Source organism: Nocardia sp. SYP-A9097 (genome assembly GCF_009649815.1).
Taxonomy (GTDB): domain Bacteria; phylum Actinomycetota; class Actinomycetes; order Mycobacteriales; family Mycobacteriaceae; genus Nocardia.
In genome coordinates this window covers 15,620-36,411 of the sequence record NZ_WJIC01000018.1, presented here as the reverse complement: position 1 = coordinate 36,411, position 20,792 = coordinate 15,620, and the positions used below count along the sequence as shown (strand labels likewise).

The 20,792-nt window shown below is 66.6% G+C and carries 19 protein-coding genes and 2 pseudogenes; 14 read left to right on the top strand and 7 right to left on the bottom strand.

Going from position 1 to position 20,792, the window contains the following annotated elements; translation table 11 throughout:
* Positions 1 to 50 precede the first annotated feature (50 nt).
* Positions 51 to 1,511, top strand: coding sequence for an MFS transporter (locus GFY24_RS28670; RefSeq protein WP_153808310.1), 1,461 nt, complete (start codon positions 51 to 53; stop codon positions 1,509 to 1,511).
* A 206-nt stretch (positions 1,512 to 1,717) separates the two neighbouring features.
* On the top strand, positions 1,718 to 3,118 hold the full coding sequence (locus GFY24_RS28660; protein ID WP_153808235.1) for a condensation domain-containing protein: 1,401 nt from the start codon (positions 1,718 to 1,720) through the stop codon (positions 3,116 to 3,118).
* Here the strand turns inward: GFY24_RS28660 and GFY24_RS28655 are convergent.
* Together GFY24_RS28655 and GFY24_RS28650 are read right to left on the bottom strand one after the other, a co-directional pair.
* Positions 3,064 to 5,316: a M20/M25/M40 family metallo-hydrolase gene (locus GFY24_RS28655; RefSeq protein ID WP_194853054.1), complete on the bottom strand. Its 2,253-nt coding sequence runs from the start codon at positions 5,314 to 5,316 to the stop codon at positions 3,064 to 3,066. The genes GFY24_RS28660 and GFY24_RS28655 overlap by 55 nt on opposite strands.
* A gap of 42 nt (positions 5,317 to 5,358) precedes the next feature.
* On the bottom strand, positions 5,359 to 6,120 hold the full coding sequence (locus tag GFY24_RS28650) for an SDR family oxidoreductase (RefSeq protein WP_153808233.1): 762 nt from the start codon (positions 6,118 to 6,120) through the stop codon (positions 5,359 to 5,361).
* A 117-nt stretch (positions 6,121 to 6,237) separates the two neighbouring features.
* Between GFY24_RS28650 and GFY24_RS28645 the strand changes: the two genes are divergently transcribed.
* The 3 genes from GFY24_RS28645 to GFY24_RS28635 all read left to right on the top strand — a co-directional run bounded on the left by GFY24_RS28645 (position 6,238) and on the right by GFY24_RS28635 (position 10,034).
* Positions 6,238 to 7,071 (top strand): helix-turn-helix transcriptional regulator, encoded by an 834-nt coding sequence (locus GFY24_RS28645; protein ID WP_153808232.1) that lies wholly within the window; start codon positions 6,238 to 6,240, stop codon positions 7,069 to 7,071.
* A 14-nt stretch (positions 7,072 to 7,085) separates the two neighbouring features.
* Positions 7,086 to 8,666 (top strand): histidine ammonia-lyase, encoded by a 1,581-nt coding sequence (gene hutH, locus GFY24_RS28640; protein ID WP_153808231.1) that lies wholly within the window; start codon positions 7,086 to 7,088, stop codon positions 8,664 to 8,666.
* 294 nt (positions 8,667 to 8,960) lie between these two features.
* Complete coding sequence (locus GFY24_RS28635) at positions 8,961 to 10,034, top strand: ATP-grasp domain-containing protein (RefSeq protein ID WP_153808230.1); 1,074 nt, start codon at positions 8,961 to 8,963, stop codon at positions 10,032 to 10,034.
* A gap of 25 nt (positions 10,035 to 10,059) precedes the next feature.
* Here GFY24_RS28635 and GFY24_RS28630 read toward each other — a convergent pair whose 3' ends face one another.
* Positions 10,060 to 11,076 (bottom strand): AraC family transcriptional regulator, encoded by a 1,017-nt coding sequence (locus tag GFY24_RS28630; RefSeq protein ID WP_309231474.1) that lies wholly within the window; start codon positions 11,074 to 11,076, stop codon positions 10,060 to 10,062.
* A 125-nt stretch (positions 11,077 to 11,201) separates the two neighbouring features.
* Between GFY24_RS28630 and GFY24_RS28625 the strand changes: the two genes are divergently transcribed.
* Genes GFY24_RS28625 through GFY24_RS28610 form a run of 4 tightly spaced genes read left to right on the top strand, consistent with a single transcriptional unit; the run spans position 11,202 to position 14,769 of the window.
* The gene (locus GFY24_RS28625) at positions 11,202 to 11,762 is read left to right on the top strand and encodes a hypothetical protein (protein WP_153808228.1); all 561 of its coding nucleotides are present in this window, start codon (positions 11,202 to 11,204) and stop codon (positions 11,760 to 11,762) included.
* A gap of 15 nt (positions 11,763 to 11,777) precedes the next feature.
* The gene (locus GFY24_RS28620) at positions 11,778 to 13,112 is read left to right on the top strand and encodes a peroxidase (RefSeq protein WP_153808227.1); all 1,335 of its coding nucleotides are present in this window, start codon (positions 11,778 to 11,780) and stop codon (positions 13,110 to 13,112) included.
* The gene (locus GFY24_RS28615; RefSeq protein WP_153808226.1) at positions 13,109 to 14,122 is read left to right on the top strand and encodes a hypothetical protein; all 1,014 of its coding nucleotides are present in this window, start codon (positions 13,109 to 13,111) and stop codon (positions 14,120 to 14,122) included. Before GFY24_RS28620 ends, GFY24_RS28615 begins: the two co-directional genes overlap by 4 nt.
* Positions 14,119 to 14,769 (top strand): GAP family protein, encoded by a 651-nt coding sequence (locus GFY24_RS28610; RefSeq protein WP_309231451.1) that lies wholly within the window; start codon positions 14,119 to 14,121, stop codon positions 14,767 to 14,769. Before GFY24_RS28615 ends, GFY24_RS28610 begins: the two co-directional genes overlap by 4 nt.
* 38 nt (positions 14,770 to 14,807) lie before the next feature.
* Here the strand turns inward: GFY24_RS28610 and GFY24_RS28605 are convergent, their stop codons facing one another.
* Entirely contained in the window at positions 14,808 to 15,380 is a 573-nt protein-coding gene (locus GFY24_RS28605) for a TetR family transcriptional regulator (RefSeq protein ID WP_309231450.1), read from the bottom strand.
* Positions 15,381 to 15,452: 72 nt separating this feature from the next.
* On the opposite strand from GFY24_RS28605, the gene GFY24_RS28600 reads away from it, so the two are divergent.
* The 3 genes from GFY24_RS28600 (at position 15,453) to GFY24_RS28590 (ending at position 17,852) form a co-directional block, all read left to right on the top strand.
* A complete protein-coding gene (locus GFY24_RS28600; protein ID WP_153808223.1) occupies positions 15,453 to 16,028 on the top strand; it encodes a dihydrofolate reductase family protein in 576 nt (191 codons plus the stop codon).
* Positions 16,029 to 16,133: 105 nt separating this feature from the next.
* Entirely contained in the window at positions 16,134 to 16,550 is a 417-nt protein-coding gene (locus GFY24_RS28595; protein ID WP_309231449.1) for a YciI family protein, read from the top strand.
* 12 nt (positions 16,551 to 16,562) lie between these two features.
* Positions 16,563 to 17,852, top strand: coding sequence for an RNA polymerase sigma factor (locus GFY24_RS28590; protein WP_153808222.1), 1,290 nt, complete (start codon positions 16,563 to 16,565; stop codon positions 17,850 to 17,852).
* Positions 17,853 to 17,876: 24 nt separating this feature from the next.
* On the opposite strand, the pseudogene GFY24_RS28585 reads toward GFY24_RS28590, so the two are convergent.
* Positions 17,877 to 18,233 (bottom strand): annotated as a pseudogene (locus GFY24_RS28585) (thiamine pyrophosphate-dependent enzyme); the annotation flags it as partial.
* 130 nt (positions 18,234 to 18,363) lie between these two features.
* Positions 18,364 to 19,230 (bottom strand): LysR family transcriptional regulator, encoded by an 867-nt coding sequence (locus GFY24_RS28580; protein WP_194853053.1) that lies wholly within the window; start codon positions 19,228 to 19,230, stop codon positions 18,364 to 18,366.
* A 134-nt stretch (positions 19,231 to 19,364) separates the two neighbouring features.
* On the opposite strand from GFY24_RS28580, the gene GFY24_RS28575 reads away from it, so the two are divergent.
* Together GFY24_RS28575 and GFY24_RS28570 are read left to right on the top strand one after the other, a co-directional pair.
* A complete protein-coding gene (locus GFY24_RS28575; protein ID WP_153808220.1) occupies positions 19,365 to 20,243 on the top strand; it encodes an alpha/beta fold hydrolase in 879 nt (292 codons plus the stop codon).
* A gap of 55 nt (positions 20,244 to 20,298) precedes the next feature.
* On the top strand, positions 20,299 to 20,577 hold the full coding sequence (locus tag GFY24_RS28570) for a hypothetical protein (RefSeq protein WP_194853052.1): 279 nt from the start codon (positions 20,299 to 20,301) through the stop codon (positions 20,575 to 20,577).
* Between the two features lie 88 nt (positions 20,578 to 20,665).
* On the opposite strand, the pseudogene GFY24_RS28565 reads toward GFY24_RS28570, so the two are convergent.
* A pseudogene (locus tag GFY24_RS28565) lies at positions 20,666 to 20,782 on the bottom strand (short-chain dehydrogenase); the annotation flags it as partial.
* Positions 20,783 to 20,792: the final 10 nt, after the last annotated feature.

Here is a 20,792-nt window from a genome sequence, read left to right as displayed (position 1 = left end):
CCCGCGTCACAGCAGACATGTGCATTATGCATTACATGTGTACCGTACACATGGCATTGAGCTCGATCGATGAGGAGAAGCACGTGGATGAGTCACCCGGATCCAAGGGCATCGTCGGAGTGCTGGCCCTGGGCGGCATTGTCGCCGCCGTTATGCAGACCCTGGTGGTGCCGCTGCTCGGCCAGCTGCCGGTGCTGCTGCACACCAGCGCCTCCAATGCCTCCTGGGTGGTGACCGCGACCCTGCTGGCCGGCGCCGTCGCCACGCCCGTCGCCGGACGGCTCGGCGATCTCTACGGCAAGCGCCGCATGCTGCTCATCTCGGCCGTGCCGCTCATCGCGGGCTCGGTACTGTGCGCCGTGGCGGATTCGGTGCTGCCGATGATCGTCGGCCGCGGCCTGCAGGGCATGGGCATGGGCATTCTGCCGCTCGGTATTTCGGCGCTGCGGGATCTGCTGCCCGCCGAGCGGCTCGGCCCGTCCATCGCGATGGTGAGCGCCTCCCTGGGAATCGGCAGCGCGCTGGGGCTGCCCGTCGCGGCTGTTGTTGCGCAGCATACGAATTGGCATGTGTTGTTCTGGGGCGCGGCCGGATTGAGCGTGCTCGTCGCGATTCTCATCTATGTGGTGGTGCCCGATGTCCCGGTAGTCGCCACCGGCCGGTTCGATGTCGTCGGCGCGATCGGGCTGGGTGCGGGCCTGATCTGTCTGCTGCTCGGGATTTCGAAGGGCGTGACCTGGGGCTGGGGCAGTGGCAGCATTGTCGGTCTGCTCGCGGCGGCGGTACTGGTGCTGGCGCTGTGGGGCTGGTGGGAGCTGCGGACCGGTGATCCGATGGTCGATCTGCGGGTCGCCCGGCGGCCGCGGGTGTTGCTCACCAATGCCTCCTCGGCGGTGCTCGGTTTCGGTATGTACTCGGCTTCGCTGATCGTGCCGCAGCTGCTGGTGCTGCCGAAGATCACCGGATACGGCCTGGGACAGTCGATGTTGGCCATGGGCCTGTGGATGGCGCCGGGCGGAATCATCATGATGGCGGTGTCGCCGCTGGGCGCCAAGCTCTCCGCCGCGCGCGGACCGAAGGTGACGCTGGTCGCCGGGGCGCTGGTGCTGGCCGCCGGATACGCGGCCTCGGTGGTGATCATGGGTTCCACCTGGGGGCTGCTGGTGGCGGTGTGTATCTGCAACTCCGGAGTGGCGCTGGCCTACGGTGCCATGCCCGCGCTGATCATGAGCGCGGTGCCGCTTTCGGAGACGGCCGCGGCGAACAGCTTCAATACCCTGATGCGCTCCATCGGCGCGTCGTTCTCGGCGGCGATCATCGGTGTGGTGCTGGCGCAGCTGAGCACCACGCTGGGCGGGCATCCGATTCCGACCGAAAACGGTTTCCGCGTAGGACTTTTCATCGGCTGTGGGGTGGCGCTGGCTTCGGCGGCCATCGCCGCATTCATCCCGGTGCGGAATACCGGAGCAAGCGAGCGCTCGACGGAGAGCGAAGCGGTGGTCGCAGCCTGATCATTCGTCCACTTACGGCACGCCCGGGCTGAGCCTGATCGGGCAGTGGTACGAGGCGCTGTCGCGCGCGGCCGAACCGCCATCGTTCGGTCTGCTGCTGATTCGCCTGCACGGCGCGGGCGCGGTCACGCACGGGTGCGCCCGCTGCGCCCGGCGCATCCGGCGTATGTCATCTACGCCTCCGGGTCGACCGGTGCACCGAAGGTGTGGTCCTGACCCATGCCGGGCTGACGGGTCTGATTGCCGCACAAGGCAATAACCTCCCCGCCGGGCCGGGCGACTGCGTGCTGTGCGTGACCACCCCGACCTTCGACGCCTCGATCTGGGAGTTGCTGCTCGCGGGTGCCGCCGGTGCGGCACTGATCATCGCCCCCGACGAGGTGTACGCGGGTCCGCCACTGGCCGGCCTCATCCGCCGCGAACGGGTGACCCATGCCTTCATCACCGCGCTGGTGCCCATGTCTTATGCGCAGCAACGGCTTTGGCCGGCGCATCTGAGGGATCCGGACTCGGCGGCGTTCAACATGCTGTTGAGGTTGCGGTTGATCGGGGCGGTGGATGTCAGTGCGCTGACCGCCGCGCTCACCGATGTGGTGGAGCGGCACGAGGCGCTGCGGACCTCGTTCGAGGAGGTCGACGGGGTGGTGTGGCAACGGATTTCGCCGGTCGGCACGGTGGTCGCGGGACTGGTGGCGGAAGACGTTGCGGCCCAGGACGTCGACCGGACACTGTACGAATTCGGCGGTAGCGGTTTCGATCTCGCGGCCACCCCGCCGATTCTGCTGCGGCTGCTGCGGATTCATGACCCGAAGGGCGTGGCGGAACAGCATATTCTCGCCGTTCTGGTGCATCATGTGATCGCCGACGGACTCTCGCTCGCTCCATGCGCCCGAGATCTGGCGGCCGCGTACCCCGCACGGGCGCGCAGCGCCGCCCCGGAGTGGGCGCCACTGCCGGTGCAGTACGCGGATTACACCCTCTGGCAGCGTGAGGTGCTCGGCGCCGCAACCGATCCGGAGTCCGAACTGTCTCGGCAGCTCGGCTACTGGTCGGAGGTGCCGGCCGGGCTGCCGGTGGCATCCGGTCTGCCACCGCACCGGCCGCGCCCGGCGCGGCCCACGCGGCGGGCCGGACGGGTGGATGTGCGGATCTCCGGCGAAACCGCCGGGGGATTGCGCGAGGTGGCCCGCCGACACGGCGCGACCATGTTCATGGTCGTGCACGCCGGTCTGTCGGCGCTGCCGACCGCGGTATCGGGTGGAAGCGATATCGCGGTCGGCACGCCGGTGGCCGGGCGCGGTGTCGCCCCGTTCGAGCATGCGGTCGATGCCGCCGCCGCGCCGCGTACGCATTTCCGGCATCCACTGTTCCAGGTGATGTTGTCGTCCGGCCGCGCGCGTACGCCGAATTCGACCTGCTCTCCACCGGTGAGCGCCGCCTGCTGCGCGAGTGGAACCACACCGGCCATCTGGTCGACGGTCAGCCTGCCCCTGCGATGGGATCCCACCGTCTCCATCGGTGGCCCGGTTGTGGGGCCGAACCGGAGTGCGCTTCAGAGGCCGGGGATTTTCGTGAAAACCGCTGCGGCGCTGTCCTGTCGGAAATAGGTGTCGTCCGGGTGGGCGGGGCCTTGGGACAGTTTCGAGTCCGGTAGCCAGGTGTAGTCGACGAGATAGAGCTCCAGGGGACCGGCCGGGGCGACCAACTCCACCTCGATGCCCTCGGCCGGGGGTGCGGCGAAGTGGAAGTTCTTGTGCGGTGGGCGAGTTACTTCGCGACCGGCGACCCGCAGCGCGTTGGGGGCCTGTTGCCAGTTCAGGTCTATCCGGGTCGCGGCACGGGTGGAGCGTAGCCGCAGCCGGATCGTGCGCTGCCCGGAAGCTGTTGTGTCGGAGAGGATTTCGGCGATCGGAGCGCTGAGGTTCTCGACCTCCGCTCGACCGCTGGATACCGAACTGGGGAACAGTGCGGAATAAGGCGCACCGGGAGCGTTGCCGCTCAGGAAGGTTCGCGTCCAGTCGTCCGGTGGCAGTACCGACAACCATTGCGCCGCATGGTGATCCGCGTCCAGGGCGTAGGCCACCTGTGTCACCCGGGGATGCTCCACATCGAATCGGTCCACGGCCAGACCGACGGCGGTCAGCACCAGCGTCAGTACGAGCGCCAGCGCCGGAATCGTCCAGCCCCGCCGCTGCGGCCAACTCCGAAGGAGCGTCAGCAACAGCAGTCCGCCGAGCAGCGCCACCAGCGGCACCGCGGTGAACGGTGCGGTCATCAGTCCGGCCTGCAGGCCGGGCCAGGTGCTGCCGCCCAGCAGCAGCGCCGCAGGAAGCAGGAAGACCGTGAGCGTCACCAGTCGCCAGCGGTCCGGGACCAGGAAGGTCGATGCCACCCCGATTGCCGCCGCTGTCGCCGGGATCACCAATATCTGCGCCGCGGCGGGGGAGTATGCCGTCACTCCGGCACCCGCCACCGACACTCCCGTGACCAAGCCGATCGCCGCGCCGGTCGGTCCGAACAGGCGGCGCGCCAAGGCATAACCGGCGGTGAGCACGCATACCGTCAGCACCAGCACGGCGGTCTGGAAGAATTCGGGTCGATAGGGGTCCACCGGCCAGGCCCGATACTCGGGCCGGATGCGCTGCACCAGCCACCACCACCCGTAGGTCGCACCCACCGCGACCAAAGCACCCGCCAATATGACTGCGGTGGAGCCGATTACACCCTTCACGGTGGTCTCGCCATTACGGCGTACCTGCCGGATCACCCAGCCCACGATCAGCAGCGACAGCACCGCGAGCGCGATGATCACCCAGGCGGGCACCACCACCAGGACACCGAAAGGCAGAGCGAAATAGGCCGGATTCGAGCGATTCGAGGTGTCCGCCAGATCCCGCTCGCCGAAATCGCGGGCCAGCGCGAGGGTGTTCTCACCCAACTGCTGCACGGTCGCGAGATCCACCTGCCCCGGCTCATCCTTCGGGTTGTGGTAGTAGGCGCTGCGGCCGGCGTATGCCCAGTCCAGGACCGGTAATCCGGCCTTGTCGAAGGCGACGAAATCCGTTGTGCTGGAGACGCCCGCGCCCGCGAGCGCGGTGGTGGTCGAATCGGTGTCGGGATGTGGTGCGTCCTTCGCGACCCCGATCAGCCCGCCGTCGGGCCGGGTGATCCGCCACAGCAGCGCGGGCCCGCCCGCACCGCGCGCGTCATGATTGATCACCACCGCATTGCGGTCGTAATCGCCCGCTGCGACAAAGGATTCCGCACCGAGCAGGCCCGGCTCCTCGCCGTCGGTGAACAGTGCGACCACGTTATTGCGCAGCCCGTTCTCACTGTCCCGCAGTGCGCGCACCGCCTCCAGAATCGCCGCGACCGCGACCCCGTCGTCATTCGCGCCCGGCCCGGACGGCACCGAATCGTAGTGCGCCACCAGGTAGACGGTGCCGGTCGGATTCGTACCCTTCAGCGTGCCAACGATATTGGCGACCCGGCCGAGTCCGGCGCTGTCGGGTTTGAAGTCACCCGGCCAGCGACCGACACCCTCGCGAATCTCGGTCTCCAGCCCCAGCTTTCGCAACTCACCCGCGAGATGATCACGCACCCGGTCATGTTCGGCCGTACCCACCGGATGCGGTGCGCGCGCGATCTCCTCAACCGTCCGCAAGGCCCGGCCCGCACTGAACACCTCCGGCGCCGCCGATTCCCCCAGATACCCGTGTGGTTGCCCCTGCCAGGCGGTGGCCACCACCACCGCCAGCAGTACCGCGAATGCCAGAAACCCGGAAAGCCCTCGTCCCACCCGCATGAGGTCGATAGTAGGCATGCCGGCGGGGCAATCGGCTCGGCTTCACGCCTGCTGGGTCGGCAGCACAATGACCTGACGCAGATTGACGTGCGCGGGACGGCTCGTCGTATATGCGATCAGGTCGGCGATATCGTCGGCGCGCATGGCGTCGATGGCCGCGAACATGCCGTCGAGTTGGCCGCTCAGGTTCGGATTGTCGATATGTGAACCGAGTTCGGTATCGGTCAGGCCCGGTTCGATATTGGTGACGCGCACCCGGCGCGGCCCCAACTCGGTGCGCAGGCTCGCGGACAGATGGGTGAGCGCGGCCTTGGTCGCACCGTAGACCGCGTAATCCGGGAAGGTGACATGCGCGCCGATGGAGGAGATATCCACCAGGTCCGCGGTGCGGCCGGCCGCGGCGGCGGCCAGCAGATCCGGTACGAAAGCGCGGATGATCCGCAGTGCGCCGGTGATATTGGTGTCGATCATGCGCGCCCACTCGTCCTCGCGGCCTGCGGCAATCGGGTTCGGCAGCATGACACCGGCCGAATTCACCACCAGATCTGCGGGGCCGAAACTTGCGTGGACGAGGTCCGCCGCAGCACTCACACTCGCCGGATCGGTGACATCGACCGGTACCGCCACCGCCACCCCGCCCTCGGCCTGGATCTTGGCGACCAGGGTGTCGAGGCGATCCGCGCGGCGGGCCAGCAGCGCCACCCGGGCACCATTGCGGGCCAGCAACAATGCGGTCGCCTCACCCATACCGCTCGCCGCTCCGGTGATGACGGCGGTGCGTCCTGCCAGGTTCTCGTAACTCATTTCCTGCTCCTTCGCTGTGGTCTGCACCCATCCTGGGCGGGGGCGAAAGGGTCAGCGAGGGGTCCGGTTTTCCTGGGTCCGGCAGTACCAGGATGGGACTTCCCTAGGGTGGAGCGTATGGACAGCGATCTCGGCGAGTTTCTGCGATCCCGGCGCGCCCGCATCCAGCCCGCCGAGGCCGGCTTGCGCGAGTACGGCCGCCGCCGAGTGCCCGGACTGCGGCGCGAGGAGGTGGCGCAGCTGGCCGGGGTCAGCGTGGACTACTACATCCGGCTGGAGCAGGGGCGCGGCCGCAATGCCTCCGACGCGGTGCTGGACGCGGTCGCCCGGGCACTGCGGCTGACCGATTCCGAACGGCTGCACCTGTACGCGCTGGCCCGGCCCAGCGGTACCCATCTCTCCGGCGGCGGGGTGTACCAGGCCACGCTGCGACCGGGCGCGCGGCTGGTGCTGGACTCGATCGCGGCACCCGCGTTCGTACTCGGTCGCCGGATGGATGTGATCGCCTGGAATGCACTGGGCGACAAGGTATCCGGGTTCTCCTCGGTACCCGCCGCGGAACGCAATCAGGCCCGCTACCTCTTTCTGAACCCGGCCGCACCGGACTTCTATCCGGACTGGGAGACCGTGGCCGTGGAGACCGTCGCCTTTCTGCGCCGCGATGCCGGACTACACCCGGACGACCCGGCACTGCCCGCACTGGTCGACGAATTGACCACGCGCAGTGCGGAATTCCGCCGCATCTGGACCGCTCACCCGGTCGAGGAGAAGACGCACGGCAGCAAACGAATTCGGCATACCCGGGCCGGAATGCTCGAAATGGGTTACGAATCCCTGCTGCTGCCGGGCGATCCCGATCAACTGCTCGTCATCTACACCGCCGTCCCGGGCTCGGCCACCGCCGCCGCCCTGGCAGCCCTCGCGGAGAGCGATACCACCGCACACGTCTGAGGAAGGGGGAGGTCTTGAGCGCCTCCATCGAACACACCCCCGGCCGGTTCGCCTCGAACGAAATCGTCACCGTGGGAATAGGACCGGTGAGCCCGGCGGAGGTGGTGCGTGTCGCCCGCTATGGCGCGCGCGTCGAACTGTCGGCGGAATCGCTGGCGGTGATCGCCGAAAGCCGCACCCGCATACAAGAACTCGCCGACGATCCGAAACCGGTGTACGGCGTCTCCACCGGATTCGGCGCGCTGGCGAGCCGTTATATTCCACACGAGTTGCGAACCCAATTGCAGCGCAGCCTGATTCGCTCGCATGCGGCGGGCTCCGGGGCCGAGGTCGAGACCGAAGTGGTGCGCGCGCTCATGCTGCTGCGGCTCTCCACCCTGGCAACCGGACGCACCGGCGTGCGACCCGAGGTCGCGCGGACCTACGCCGGAATGCTCTCGGCCGGAATAACCCCGATCGTCTACGAGTACGGCAGCCTCGGCTGTTCGGGTGATCTCGCACCGCTGTCCCATGTGGCCCTGGCGGCCATGGGCGAAGGTCAGGTGCGGACGGCCGACGGTGAATTGCTCCCTGCGGCAACAGCTTTGGCGCAGGCCGGGCTGGAGCCGGTGGTGCTCGCCGAGAAGGAGGGCCTGGCCCTGATCAACGGCACCGATGGCATGCTCGGCATGCTGGTGCTGGCGCTGCACGACCTCGACGAACTGCTGCGCCTGGCCGATATCGCCGCCGCCATGAGCGTGGAGGGCCAACTCGGCACCGACCGCGTCTTCGCCGCCGACCTGCAGGCCCTGCGCCCGCATCCGGGACAGGCGATCGCCGCGGCGAATATGACCCGCCTGCTCGCCGGCTCCGAGATCGTCGCGAGCCATCGCGGACCGGAGTGCGCTCGCGTGCAGGACGCGTACTCGCTGCGTTGTGCGCCGCAGGTCGCGGGCGCGGGCCGGGATACCGTCGAGCACGCGCGCACCGTGGCGCTGCGGGAACTGGCCAGTGCCGTGGACAATCCGGTGATCACCCTCGACGGCCGCGTCGAATCCAACGGCAACTTCCACGGTGCGCCGGTCGCCTACGTATTGGACTTTCTCGCCATTGTGGTCGCCGATGTGGCGAGCATCAGCGAGCGGCGCACCGACCGCTTCCTGGACGTGGCCCGCAATCACGGCCTGAACGCCTTCCTCGCCGATGATCCCGGCGTGGACAGCGGGCATATGATCGCCCAATACGCCCAAGCCGCAATGGTTTCCGAGCTCAAGCGGCTCGCCAATCCGGCCAGTACCGACTCCATTCCGTCCTCGGCCATGCAGGAGGACCACGTCTCCATGGGCTGGTCCGCCGCCCGCAAACTCCGCCGCTCCATCGACGGGCTGACCCGGGTGCTGGCCATCGAAATCCTCACTGCCGCACGCGGAATCGATATGCGCGCCCCACTCGCCCCGTCCCCGGCCACCGCCGCCGTCATCGCGACCTTGCGCGAACAGGTCCCCGGACCCGGCCCGGACCGTTACCTCGCACCCGATATCGAGGCCGCTGTCCGCCTCGCCGCCGCCGGCACCCTGGTCGCGGCCGCCGAAGTGATCACCGGACCGCTGAACTGACGTCCGTTCGCACCGGCGATACCGACTTCCTCACCTGGACAGTGCGCCGCCGTCCCGCGACTCATGCCGGACACCGTTCGACTCGACGACCGAGTCGCGGTTGCAGGTGCGGCTGGGCGGCGGAAAACCCGGGTTCATTCTCTCCGAAATGTGCACGTCACCGAACCGGGATAGGATCCGCGCACCACAGGATTGCGCCAGGTTTTCACCGCTCGGCGACATGGAGCAGGAGGGAGCGGCGCTATCACGCTTCGCATTTGGCTGAGCAGCGCAGGGGCGGCAACGGCCCAGGTCATGCGATTGCTTCGGCAGAACCCCGACGGGGTCGACGTCATCATCTACGCCAGCAATGTCGACCCGGGTGCGGCGGCGCTGTCGGTCTGCGATGTACCGGCGGTCGAACCCCGGCATGTCGGCAATGACGAGTACGCCGAATTCGCACTCGACTTCTGCCGCAGACACCACATAGACGTCATGATCCCGCCCCGCCGGCTGACCGCGTTGGCGGGCCGGGCCGCGGACTTCCAGGCGATCGGGACCAGTCTCATGTGCTCGCCGCTGGCGGCGGTACGAGCACTCACCGATAAGGTCGCGACCTACGAATCCGCCGGTGCCGCAGGCATTCCCGTGCCACCCTGGCGGGCGGTCTCGGATGCGGAAGGTTTACGCGAGGCCGTCGAGGAGCTGTCCCGCACCGACGAAGTGCTGTGCATCAAACCGAGCGGTGAATACTCCGCCTTCGGTTTCCGCATCCTCGACGACCGTCCTCTCACCCTGGCGACCCTGCTGGCCGCACCCCAGCCCCTGGCCTCCGTCGAGGCGGTGGCCGGAGCCCTGCGCCGGGCCGCCGAACAGGGTGACCGTATTCCGGAACTGCTGGTCATGCCCTTCCTGGACGGGCCCGAGATCAGTATCGACTGCCTCTCCGGCCCGGGCGGCGTACTCCTGGCGGGCATTCCGCGCTCCAAACAGGGGCGCTTCCGGCTACTCCTGGACGATCCCACCCCCGTGGCCATAGCGGAGCGGCTGATCCGGCACTTCGAACTCGCCTACCTGACCAATGTCCAACTCCGTCATTATCACGGCAATCCGGTTCTCCTGGAAGCCAATCCGCGCCCCTCGGCGGGCTTGTTCCAAACCGCGTTCGCCGATGTCAACCTCCCGTGGGCTGCGGTTCGCCTTCTCCTGCAAGGAGATTCGGGTATGACCCACCCACCCCGGCTCGGCCGCTGCCTGGCGGTCGCGGAAGCGGTGATGGAGGTAACGCCGCGCGCCATCAACCCCGAACCCATTCCCGCCGAACCTATTTCGCTACCCGCGCCGTCGGTCGTGCGTTCCTCGGGGTCGGTACCGGTCGGGGTGCCGTAACCCTGCTTTTACCGGTGAGATCGGCTCATTCGGTGGTGGCCGGCATCGATCTGGTCCGCCGCCACTGAATGGGGCTGCAGCCGTGCTGTTTCCGGAACCAGCGGGAGAAATTGCCGGGGGTGGAGAAGCCGAGGAGCTCCGCCGTCTCGGTCAGCGAGCGGCGGGGATTGGCCACCAGGTGGCGGGCGAGTTCAGCACGGGTGGCGTCCAGCAGATCGGTGAAGGTCTCGCCCTCGGCGGCGAGATGGCGGGCAATGGTGCGGCGGTCGACGCCGAGGCTGCGGGCCACCTGCTCCACCGAACAGCGGCCGGTGGGCAGCAGTAGTTCGATGAGTTCGCGGACCCGCTCCGAGGTGGTCGCGGGGCGTGCGCTGCGAATCGGATTCAGCAGCTGCTGGGTGTAGGCGCGCAGCTGCGGGTCCGCCATCGCGTTCGGTGCGTCGAGATCTGCTGTGTAGGTGAGGATTCCATTGAAATCCTGGTCGAATGCCACCTGCGGGCCGAAGATTCGATGATGGGCGCGCAGATCCGGCGGAGCCGAGTGGGTGAAGCGGACTTCCATTGGCTGCCAATCGGTTCCGATGAAACCCTGCAGCAGTCCATGCAGTACGCCGACGGAGAGTTCGACCGATTGCCGGGTATCGCCGGGCTGCCCGGTATCGAGGGTCAATCGGATGGCGGCGATGCCGTTCTGTTCGGTGAGGCGGGTGTGCAGGGCCTCGTTGTACATGTCCTCATGCCGGGACATGACGGTCAGGGCGCTGCGCACATCGGGCTCCTCGCGAACTACCAGGCTCAGCGGACCCAGATTGGCGAAACGGCGGCGCTCGGCCAGGCGTAATCCGAAATCGGCGCGGTCCGCCGCGGCCGCCGAACGCTCCAATAGTTCGGCGATGGCGGCGGCGGGAACCCAGCGATCCTGCAGGCTCACCCCGGCCGGATCCAGGCCGGACGCCCGCATCAGCCCGATCGGGTCGATGCCGAGTTGTGGGCCCAGCTCCACATAGCTGTGCAGGGCCGCATAGCGCGCCAGCGGTTTCACCGCACCCCTCCGTGTCCCGAAATGATCAGTCATCTGTCCCCTGATGATAAGCGATAGCCCGTCGCTCCACATAGGCTGAGTTTCATTCCAGCTATCAGTGACTGATCGAAGGAAGGATTAACGGCATGACCACGAGTGGAGAGAATTGGTCCAAGCCAGCGGCGATGGCCATCCCCGCTGAGGGGTACTTCGAATACGAGCAGGGTCGGTACGGACCGGTATATCCCCGTACTCCAGCTAATTTCGGGTTTTCCATTATCGCGAAGGTCAAGCCGGGCTGCGAGGCGGCGATTCGAGGGCACGGCCAGATTATCGAAGCCGCCGTTCGACAGGACCCGAGTGTGCTCGCGCCACTGCGCCTGCACTACCTGCGCTGGGTGCTGTTCGATATCGGCGACGGCCTGACCTTCCAGTACCAGGGCATCTTCGACACCGACTTCGACAAATACCTCGAGGACGCGCTCGACCTGTTCCTGTCCACCGGTATCACCACCACCTTCGTGAATCTCGTCGGCTTCCCGGAGGATTGGCAAACCAACCGGACCGCCGCCATCGAATTCTTCCGCTCACATCACTTCCCGAGCTTCCTCGAATACGGCGAATACCCGTATGCGACAGCGGATGAGGTCAAGAAGGCGCTGCGACTCAAGGACGCGTTCTCGAACATGCTCGACGAGATGCAGTAGCGCGGGGGAGAGGTAATGCTCGAATTCGACGATATCCAGCACATTCTGCTGACCCGCGTACCCGCGTTGACCGGACGCTACGAGTTCCTGTCCTTCGCCGATGCGGCCGGAGCGCGGGCCTGGCTCGCGACCATGGCCGACCGGGTGCCCTCGGTCGCCGACCTACAGGACACGGTGGACACCGATAAGCCGTGGGTGTCGGTGGCATTCACCTGGACCGGACTGCGCGCCCTCGGCGTACCGGACGACGCGCTGGCCAGCTTTCCGGAGGAATTCCGGCAGGGTATGGCCGCTCGCGCCGGAGTCCTCGGTGATACCGGGGCCAACCATCCCGAGTACTGGATCGACGGCACCGCGGGCGACGAATTGCATGCCATCGTCATACTTTTCGCTCGCGATGCCGCCGAACGCGACCGTCAGGTGGCCGAGCACAATGCGCTGATCGCCGACTGCCCAGGCGTCACCGTGCTGTCATCGCTGGACCTGGAGGCGCTGCCGCCGCTCGGTTACGCACACGATCACTTCGGTTACCGAGATCGGTTGTCGCAGCCGGTAATCGAGAACACCGGGGAAGAACCCACACCCGGCAGCGGTGCACCATTGAAGGCGGGGGAATTCATTCTCGGTTACGACGACGAGAGCGGCCCGCCGATGGAACAGCCGCAGCCCGAGGTGCTTTCACGCAATGGCACCTTCATGGCCTACCGTCGCCTGCGCGAACACGTCGGACTGTTCCGCGATTTCCTGGCCGAGCAGGCCGAGACCGTCGAGGAACAGGAACTGGTCGCGGCAAAACTCATGGGGCGCTGGCGAAGTGGCGCACCACTGGTACTCGCACCCGACGCCGACGATCCCGAACTCGGCGCGGATATGCGGCGCAACAACGACTTCAACTACAAACAGCAGGATCCACACGGCTACGCGGTCCCGCTCGGATCGCATATACGCCGGATGAATCCGCGCGATACCGGCGTGAATATTCAGCGCCGCCGCATGATTCGCCGCGGTGCGACCTACGGGTCACACCTGCCCGAGGGTACGCCCGACGATGGTGCCGACCGTGGTATCGCGGCCTTCATCCTGTGCGCCAGCCTGGTGCGCCAGTTCGAATTCGCACAGAACGTGTGGGTCAACGACAAGTCGTTCCACGAACTCGGCAATGAGCGCGATCCGATCATCGGCAATCAGGACGGCACGCTCGAATACAAGATTCCCAAGCGCCCGATTCGCAAGACCATCAAGGGAATTCCGGCCTTCACCAGCGTCGTCGGCGGCGCCTACTTCTTCCTGCCCGGGCTCCGCGCACTGCGCTACCTGAGCACTCTCCCCGAAAGCGAGGCAGCGGCATGAGTTCATTCCCCGCACGCACTTACAACCAATCCCATCTGCCCCGCCCGTACGTACCCGGTAAGCGCCGGATCAGCATCTACTGGTCCTGGAGCTATCCCTGGGAGGCTCAGCGCGATACCGCCGAGCTGGACAATCGCTTCTCCACCATGACCGAGGTGCGCCAGGTCAGCTGGCCCGCCTACGAGACACCCGAATACGATGCCGCGCACTTCCTGCAGGGCATCGCGGGCACCTTGGAACTGTTCCATCGCTCCACCCTCGACTTCCAGCGGGTGGCGGGTGAGGTGACCGGCAATCCGGTGGCGGTTTTCCAGCGCATCGACCAGGCCGGCTTCAAGCTGCCCATCGACGAACGTATCCTCGCCGATACCGACACCCTCATGGTGTTCGGCCTCGATCACCTTCTCGCACAAGAGGAAGCGGCCCCCGAGGAGATCGCCGCCATCCAGCGGTGGTTGCAGCGTGAGGGCACCTGCCTGCTGCTCGCACCGCATCACGATGTGGGCTTCACCAACGATCTGAAGCAGCGTCAGATGGAGTTCGAGCATCACGGTGATCCGCTGGTGCCGCGCCAGCAGCGTTTCGGCGCCTACACCCGCTCCCTCATGACCGCCTTGAACGTGCCGGTCCGCAATGTGTACGGGCTGCGGCCCGCGGTGGTCGAGGGCACCCGTTCGATCGCGCCGCTCACCACCTTCCGCGACCTCGATACCCCGCGCCTGCTCGATGACGTCACCACCTTCAACTTCCATCCGCATCTGCCGCACTACGAACTCACCGAACCGGAGAGCGATGCGGTGCGGCTGCTCGCCCGCCAGCCCATCGAAATGAGTCGCCCGCACCCGTTCATCACCGCGGGTAATACCGAATTCAATTCGCTGATCTGGTTGCCGCCCAACACAGCTCGCGCCGGCGATATCGTCATGGCCGACTCCACCAACTTCACCACCCTCTTCGGCGGCACCGACAGCCTCGCCAACTTCTGGCGCAATCTGGCGGCGATGCAGTGATCGGAGACCTGTTCCCGCTGGCCGTGGGCGTGTGGCTGTCGCCCATTCCGGTGGTGGCGGCCATCCTGATGTTGTTGTCCGCCAATGCCCGACGGGCCAGTGCCGGGTTCGCGGTCGGCTGGGTGCTGGGCATTGCGTCGGTCACCGGCGTGGTGACGGCCGTGGCCGGATCGGGTCACACCGATTCGTCGGAGGCGCCGTCGGCCGTGGTCTCCGGGATCAAGATCGTGCTGGGTGCACTGCTGCTGTTCATCGCATTCCGCCAATGGCGCAGCCGCGCAGACGATTCGATCCCGCCGTGGATGAGAGCGATCGACGGACTCGGATTGGGTAGGGCGATCGGGCTGGGCCTGCTGCTGTCGGTGGTGAATCCCAAGAACCTGCTGCTCTGTGTCACCGCGGGGGTGACGATCGGTTCCGGCGGACTCACCGGGGCCGGTGAACTGGTCGCGATCGCGGCATTCGTACTGCTGGCCGCGGCCTCGGTGGTGCTGCCGGTGGGTGGCTACGCGGTGGCGGCGGATCGGCTGCGGGGCGTGCTCTCTCGCCTGAAGAACTGGCTGCAAGCCAATAATCACACGGTGATCGCGGTGGTTTTCCTGGTTATGGGCACCACGGTGTTCGGTAAGGGGGTAGTTGGAATATAAAGGTGCGCAACTTGATTCGGTGAGCCGCCGCCGTACCGCTACTCGGGCAGCGCGCGCTCCACGACCACCCGGATCAGTTCGCTCGCGCGCTCCTCGGTGAAAACACCGGGGAGCGTTATGCGTTCGACAATCAGCCAGTTCAACGCGAGATAGAGCAGTACGACCGTGTCCTCATCACCCGGCTGTCCGGTGCCCTCGTAGTTGCCGATATTGAAGTCCAGATCCGCGCGCACCCGCTCGGTGAGCAGGGCCTGCAATTCGGGCCGCCGAGTGGCCTCGAGTCGCAGCTCGAGTATCGCGAGATACCCGGTCCGGAACCCCGCGACCCGCTCGAGCACCTCGGTCATGAGTTCGGTCATGCCCGCACGGGTCTGCGGCCCCCGCGATTTCGCCATCGCCTCTTCGCTGGGAATCAGCCGCTCGTAGTACCGGTGTCCCACCTGCACGAGCAGCTCATCGCGATTGGCGAAGTAGTTCGACGCGGTCCCGGCGGGCACCGCGGCCTCCTTGTCCACCGCGCGAAATGTCAACCCCCGCGCCCCTTCCCGGGCCAGCACCTCGATCGAGGCGTCCAGCAGCGTCTGCCGTCGCTCAGGATTCGTACGCACCACTTGACACCACTCCATCTGTAGTACTAACCTTCAAACCACTTCACGCAGAGTACTACAACCTAGGCGGTAAACATGCGAAAGCTCGTCTACTACGTGGCAGTCTCCCTCGACGGCTACATCGCAGGTCCGCAGGGCGAATTCGACTTCTACCCGATGTGCGACGACATGACCGCGTGGGCCGTCCAGGACTACCCGGAGACGGTGCCGACCCATCTGCGTGAGCCGATGGGTATGCCGATCGATACGCCGAACCGAGTCTTCGACACCTTGCTGATGGGCCGCGGCACCTACGAACCCGGCCTCGCCATCGGCACCGACAGTCCCTACAACCACCTGAAGCAGTACGTCTTCTCCAGCACCCTCGCACCGGTGGCCAACCCGCAGGTGGAGATCGTCGACACCGACCCCGTCGACCTGGTCCGTCAATTGAAAACCCAACCCGGTCTGGACATCTGGCTCTGCGGCGGCGGCAACCTGGCCGGCCAGCTGATCAACGAGATCGACCAACTGATCCTCAAGACCTACCCGGTAATCGCAGGCGCGGGCATCCCCGCCCTCACCGCCAACTTCAACCCCACCCAATTCAAGCCCACCCACCGCCGAGAATTCACCAACGGCGCCCAAGCCACCTGGCTCGACCGCCGCTGACCTAACTCCCGAGAAATTCTTTCGGGGGCGTGTCGATCTGTCGGGGGGTCCGTTCGACCTTGGGGTGAGAGGGTCGGTGGGCGACCCGGGACCAGGAGGACGATCGTGAAGTTCATGTTGATTTGGCGGGCTACCGATGAGGGGAATGCGGCCATGATGGGGGCCGATTTCGAGAAGGTGCTCGAGAATGTCGGGCGGTACAACGATGAGATGATTCGCGCGGGGGTGTTGGTCGCGGCGGAGGGGCTGGATCCGGAAGAGGGTGTGGTGGTGGACTTCTCGTCGGAGCCGCCGGTGGTTACCGATGGGCCGTACGGGGAGACCAAGGAGTTGTTCGGGGGGTTCTACATTTTGAATGTGGCTTCCAGGGAAGAGGCCGTGGAGTGGGCTCGGCGGGCGCCGTCGTTCGGGCCGGGGTTCAAAACCGAGATTCGGCGGGTCACCACCATCGATGAATTCCCGCAGGACAATGAGTGGATTCAGAAGGAACGGGCGTGGCGCGAGGCCACCGGACAGCTGTGAGTCGCTGAGCGGATGGTCGAATCCACGGGTCGGGCGGCCGTTGCCGCGGTGTGGCGGATCGAGTCCGCGCGGATTGTCGGCGCGCTCGCCCGCTACACCGGGGATTTCGTACTGGCCGAGGACCTCGCGCAGGAAGCCTTGGCCGAGGCATTGGTGACCTGGCCGCGCGACGGCGTGCCGCGCAATCCGGCCGGATGGCTGCTCACGGTCGGGCGGCGGCGGGCCATCGACACCTTCCGCCGGCGGGCCACCCTCGATGACCGGTACTCCGCCCTCGCCCGCGAACTGGGTGAGGGCGGGGTCGCGGCGGGCGGCCCGCCCTTGGAATCCGTTGAGCCGGTGTGGGATCCGGATCAGATCGACGACGACGTGCTCGCGCTCGTCTTCATCGCCTGCCATCCGGTGCTCTCGCGCGAGGCCCGGATCGCGCTCACGCTGCGGGTCGTCGGTGGCCTGTCCAGCGATGAGATCGCCAAGGCGTTCCTGACACCGACGGCCACCGTGCAGGCGCGCATCACCCGAGCGAAGAAAACCCTTGCGGCGGCGCGCATTCCATTTACCGTACCGTCCGTTCCGGAGCGCGGTGAACGCCTCGGATCGGTGCTCAGCGTCCTCTACGTGATCTTCACCGAAGGATCGTCCGCCACCTCGGGCACGGATCTGATCCGATTCGACCTCGCCGCTGAGGCGCAACGGCTGGCCCGGGTACTGGCCCGGCTGATGCCGGAGGAGCCCGAGGTGCACGGACTGCTGGCACTGCTCGAACTCACCGCCGCACGCTTCCCGGCCCGCACCGATACCGACGGCCGGCCGATCCTTCTCGAACAGCAGAATCGACGCCGCTGGGATCGCGCGGCCATTCGCCGTGGCCGCGCCGCCCTGGACCAGGCGGCCAGGATCGGCCGCGGCCTCGGTGCGTACGGCCTGCAGGCCGCGATCGCCGAATGCCATGCCGTCGCCGCATCGGTCGAGGCCACCGACTGGGACCGCATCGTGCTCCTCTACGAGGCCCTGGGCCGCCTCGCACCCTCCCCGATCGTCGAGCTCAATCGCGCGGTCGCGGTATCCATGGCACAGGGTCCCGCAGCCGCACTGCGTATTGTCGACGAACTCGAAACCGCTGCAGCCCTTGCGAATTCGCATCTGCTACCGAGCGTGCGCGGTGAGCTGCTCACCCGCCTGGGCCGCACCGATGAAGCGCGCGCCCAACTCGAACTCGCTCTCGAACTGTGCGGCAACGAACCCGAACGTGCCTTGCTGACAGGGAAACTCGCCGAGCTGGGACCCACCTGGCCCCTGTGAGCAGGTTGGCTCAGGCCAGGGCGGTATGGCGTGTGCGTTGTTATTGAGGATCACGAAGGTGATCGGCAGGGCGTGTTCGACGGCGGTGTGGATCTCCATGCCGTGCATGAAGAATGAGCCGTCACCGGCGATGACATAGGTCGGGCGGCGGTCGGCGAAGGCCGAGCCGATGGCGGCGCCGAAGCTGTAACCCATGCCCAATGCCAGGCCGAACCGGCCATCCACGGGGAGGTCGAGGTAGTGCACGGCCGACGCGCCGGTATTGCCGGCATCCGCGAAAACCGCACTGCCCGTGGGCAATAGACCGGAAATTGTCTCCATTACTTCCCGATAGCGCAGCCCCGGCCCGCTTGCCGTCGGCGGTCGCAACCGAACCGCGGCGGCAGGCCGATCGTCGGGGCGCTCATCGAATCCTGGTGACCCACGCCTGGCCGCTGCGCGAGGTCTTCGCCGGCAGCGGCGTGCGGGTTCGGCAGGCGCGGGTCACCGTTACAAGATCGGGATGGCAGCGTCATCCGAGGAGGGGCGCTCGACCGGCGGTACGGGCTGCGGCCTCGGCGAATGCGCGGACCATCGCCGTCTCGCGGGCAGCACGCCATACCAGTCCGAACTCGAATACCGGCCAGTCCGGCAATGGCAGATACGCGATATCACGCCGCCCCAGATTACGGACCACACCATCATCGACAGTGCACACGCCCCGGCCGTCGGCCACCACCAACAGTGCTTCGTTCAGGGTCTTCACCGCCGGACCCCGTTCGATCGGCACACCCGCGACGGCCCGAGGCAACAGGGCATCGCGCCAGTAGTCGGGTATCGGCGCGACGAGGTCGACGAACGGGAGCCCGGGCTCGGCCGTCGACCGGCGTGCGATGTGCAACCGGTTCGAGACCGCAAGCAGACGTGGTTTGCGCAGTAACACCGGCCCCACCTTCAGTCCGGCCTCACGAACGGGCAGCTTGGTGAACACGACATCGACCTCACCGGATCGCAGTCCCGCCAACGGGTCGCCGAGGTCTGCCTCGCGCAACGTCACAGCACACTCCGGTTTCCGGGCGCTCAGGGTTTTCGAGGTGGCGGCTACGAAATCCCCGGCGGTCGGCCCGAGGAATCCAACCGCCAGCTCACCATTTATCTCACGTGCCGCGTCCGCGGCGCGCTCCAGCGCATCCGCGACCGCATTGTGCGCCGGTGCCAGGTCTGTGAACAACTGCGTGCCGATCACAGTGAGTGCGACCCGGCGGCTGGTTCGCTCGAACAGCGGTGCGCCGATACGCCGTTCGAACCGGCGGATGACCTGACTCACCCGCGCCGTCGACACCATCAAAGCCTCCGCTGTCCGGCCGAAGTGCAGTTCCTGGGCCAAGGCCAAGAACACTTCGATCTCCCGCGGCTCCACGGTGGTTACGTTTCGCCGAACCACTACGGACCTCCGAATCGTTAAGCCGTGATACACAATCACCGCGCAAATCGCCATTGTTCGTCGAACAGGACGCCGCGAAGCTCTAACACATGCCCCTCACCATTCCCGATTTCGACTACCAGCGCATCACCGTCGGCGACGGTGTCACCCTCAACGTCGCGATCGGCGGCGCCGGACAACCAGTGGTCCTACTACACGGCTTCCCCCAAACCCACCTTGCTTGGCGGCACATTGCCACCGACCTCGCAGCCGACCATCTCGTGGTATGCCCGGACCTCCGCGGCTACGGCGCCAGCGACAAACCCCTCGACGACGAAGCCCACACCGTGTACTCCAAACGCACCATGGCCGCCGACATCGTGGAACTGCTCGCACATCTCGGACATCGCCGCTTCGCTGTCGCCGGTCACGACCGAGGCGCGGTTGTCGCGTTCCGCGCCGGACTGGATCATCCCGACCTGATCACCCATGCCGCCTTCCTCGATGTCGTCCCCAGCCTCGACATATGGCCCCTGCTCACCGGGCAAACCGGTGTGGCGCTGTTCCACATCTACTTCATGGCCCACCCGGCACCACTGCCCGAAACACTCATTCACGCAGCACCAGAGGCCTACCTCGGCTACTTCCTCGACCTCTGGGCCACCGACCCCGAAGCCATCCCGAGAGACATCCGCACCGCCTACCTCGCCGCATCGATGACGCCAGATGCCATAGCCGCCATCTGCGCCGACTATCGTTCCGGCGCGACCACAGACATCCGCCACGACGCCCACGACCGCGCAGCCGGGCGACAACTCACCATGCCGACCGCAGCCCTGTGGACCCCCACCTGGCCGTTCGATCCCGCACCCATCTGGCACTCATGGACCACGGACCTGCGCACATCGGTGATCCCGGGTGGTCACCTGCTGCCGGAGGACAGACCCACAGAGGTCACCACCGCACTCCGCGAACTCCTGTCCACGTGACCGGCCCCGGTTGAGTCCAGGCCACCCCTCAGCCGAGGCTCGCGCTTTCGAACGGTTGGGCATCAGGGTCCACGAGGGTGCCGCCATCACCGGTGTGGAGGCGAACGGCGCAGTCACCGAGACCGGGCGCATTCCGGCCGAAATAACCATGTGGACAGCAGGTTTCACCGTCCACCCGATCGCGGCCGCCACCACCCTGGCGGTATCCGATACCGGGCAGATCGTCGTCGACGGCACCATGCGCTCGATCTCGCACCCGACCCTGATGATCCCGAGCCGTCGCCGTCGCATCGCTCCGGCTTCTCGAGTCGAATCCACCGCAATCACACAGTGACACAATAGATTTCACCCCACCCGAGGTCGAGATCGACGGCACCGAGCTCCCGTGCCGTTTTCGTTTCCGCCCGTCAGCGTGCCTCGAAAGGTGCTTTGTTGTTGACATCGAGGATCAGGTCGGTGGTCGCCCCGGATTCCTCGATGAAACCGCCGAGCGGCACGACACCGGCGTTATTGACGAGGATGTCGATGTGGCCCTCCTGCGGTGTCCTC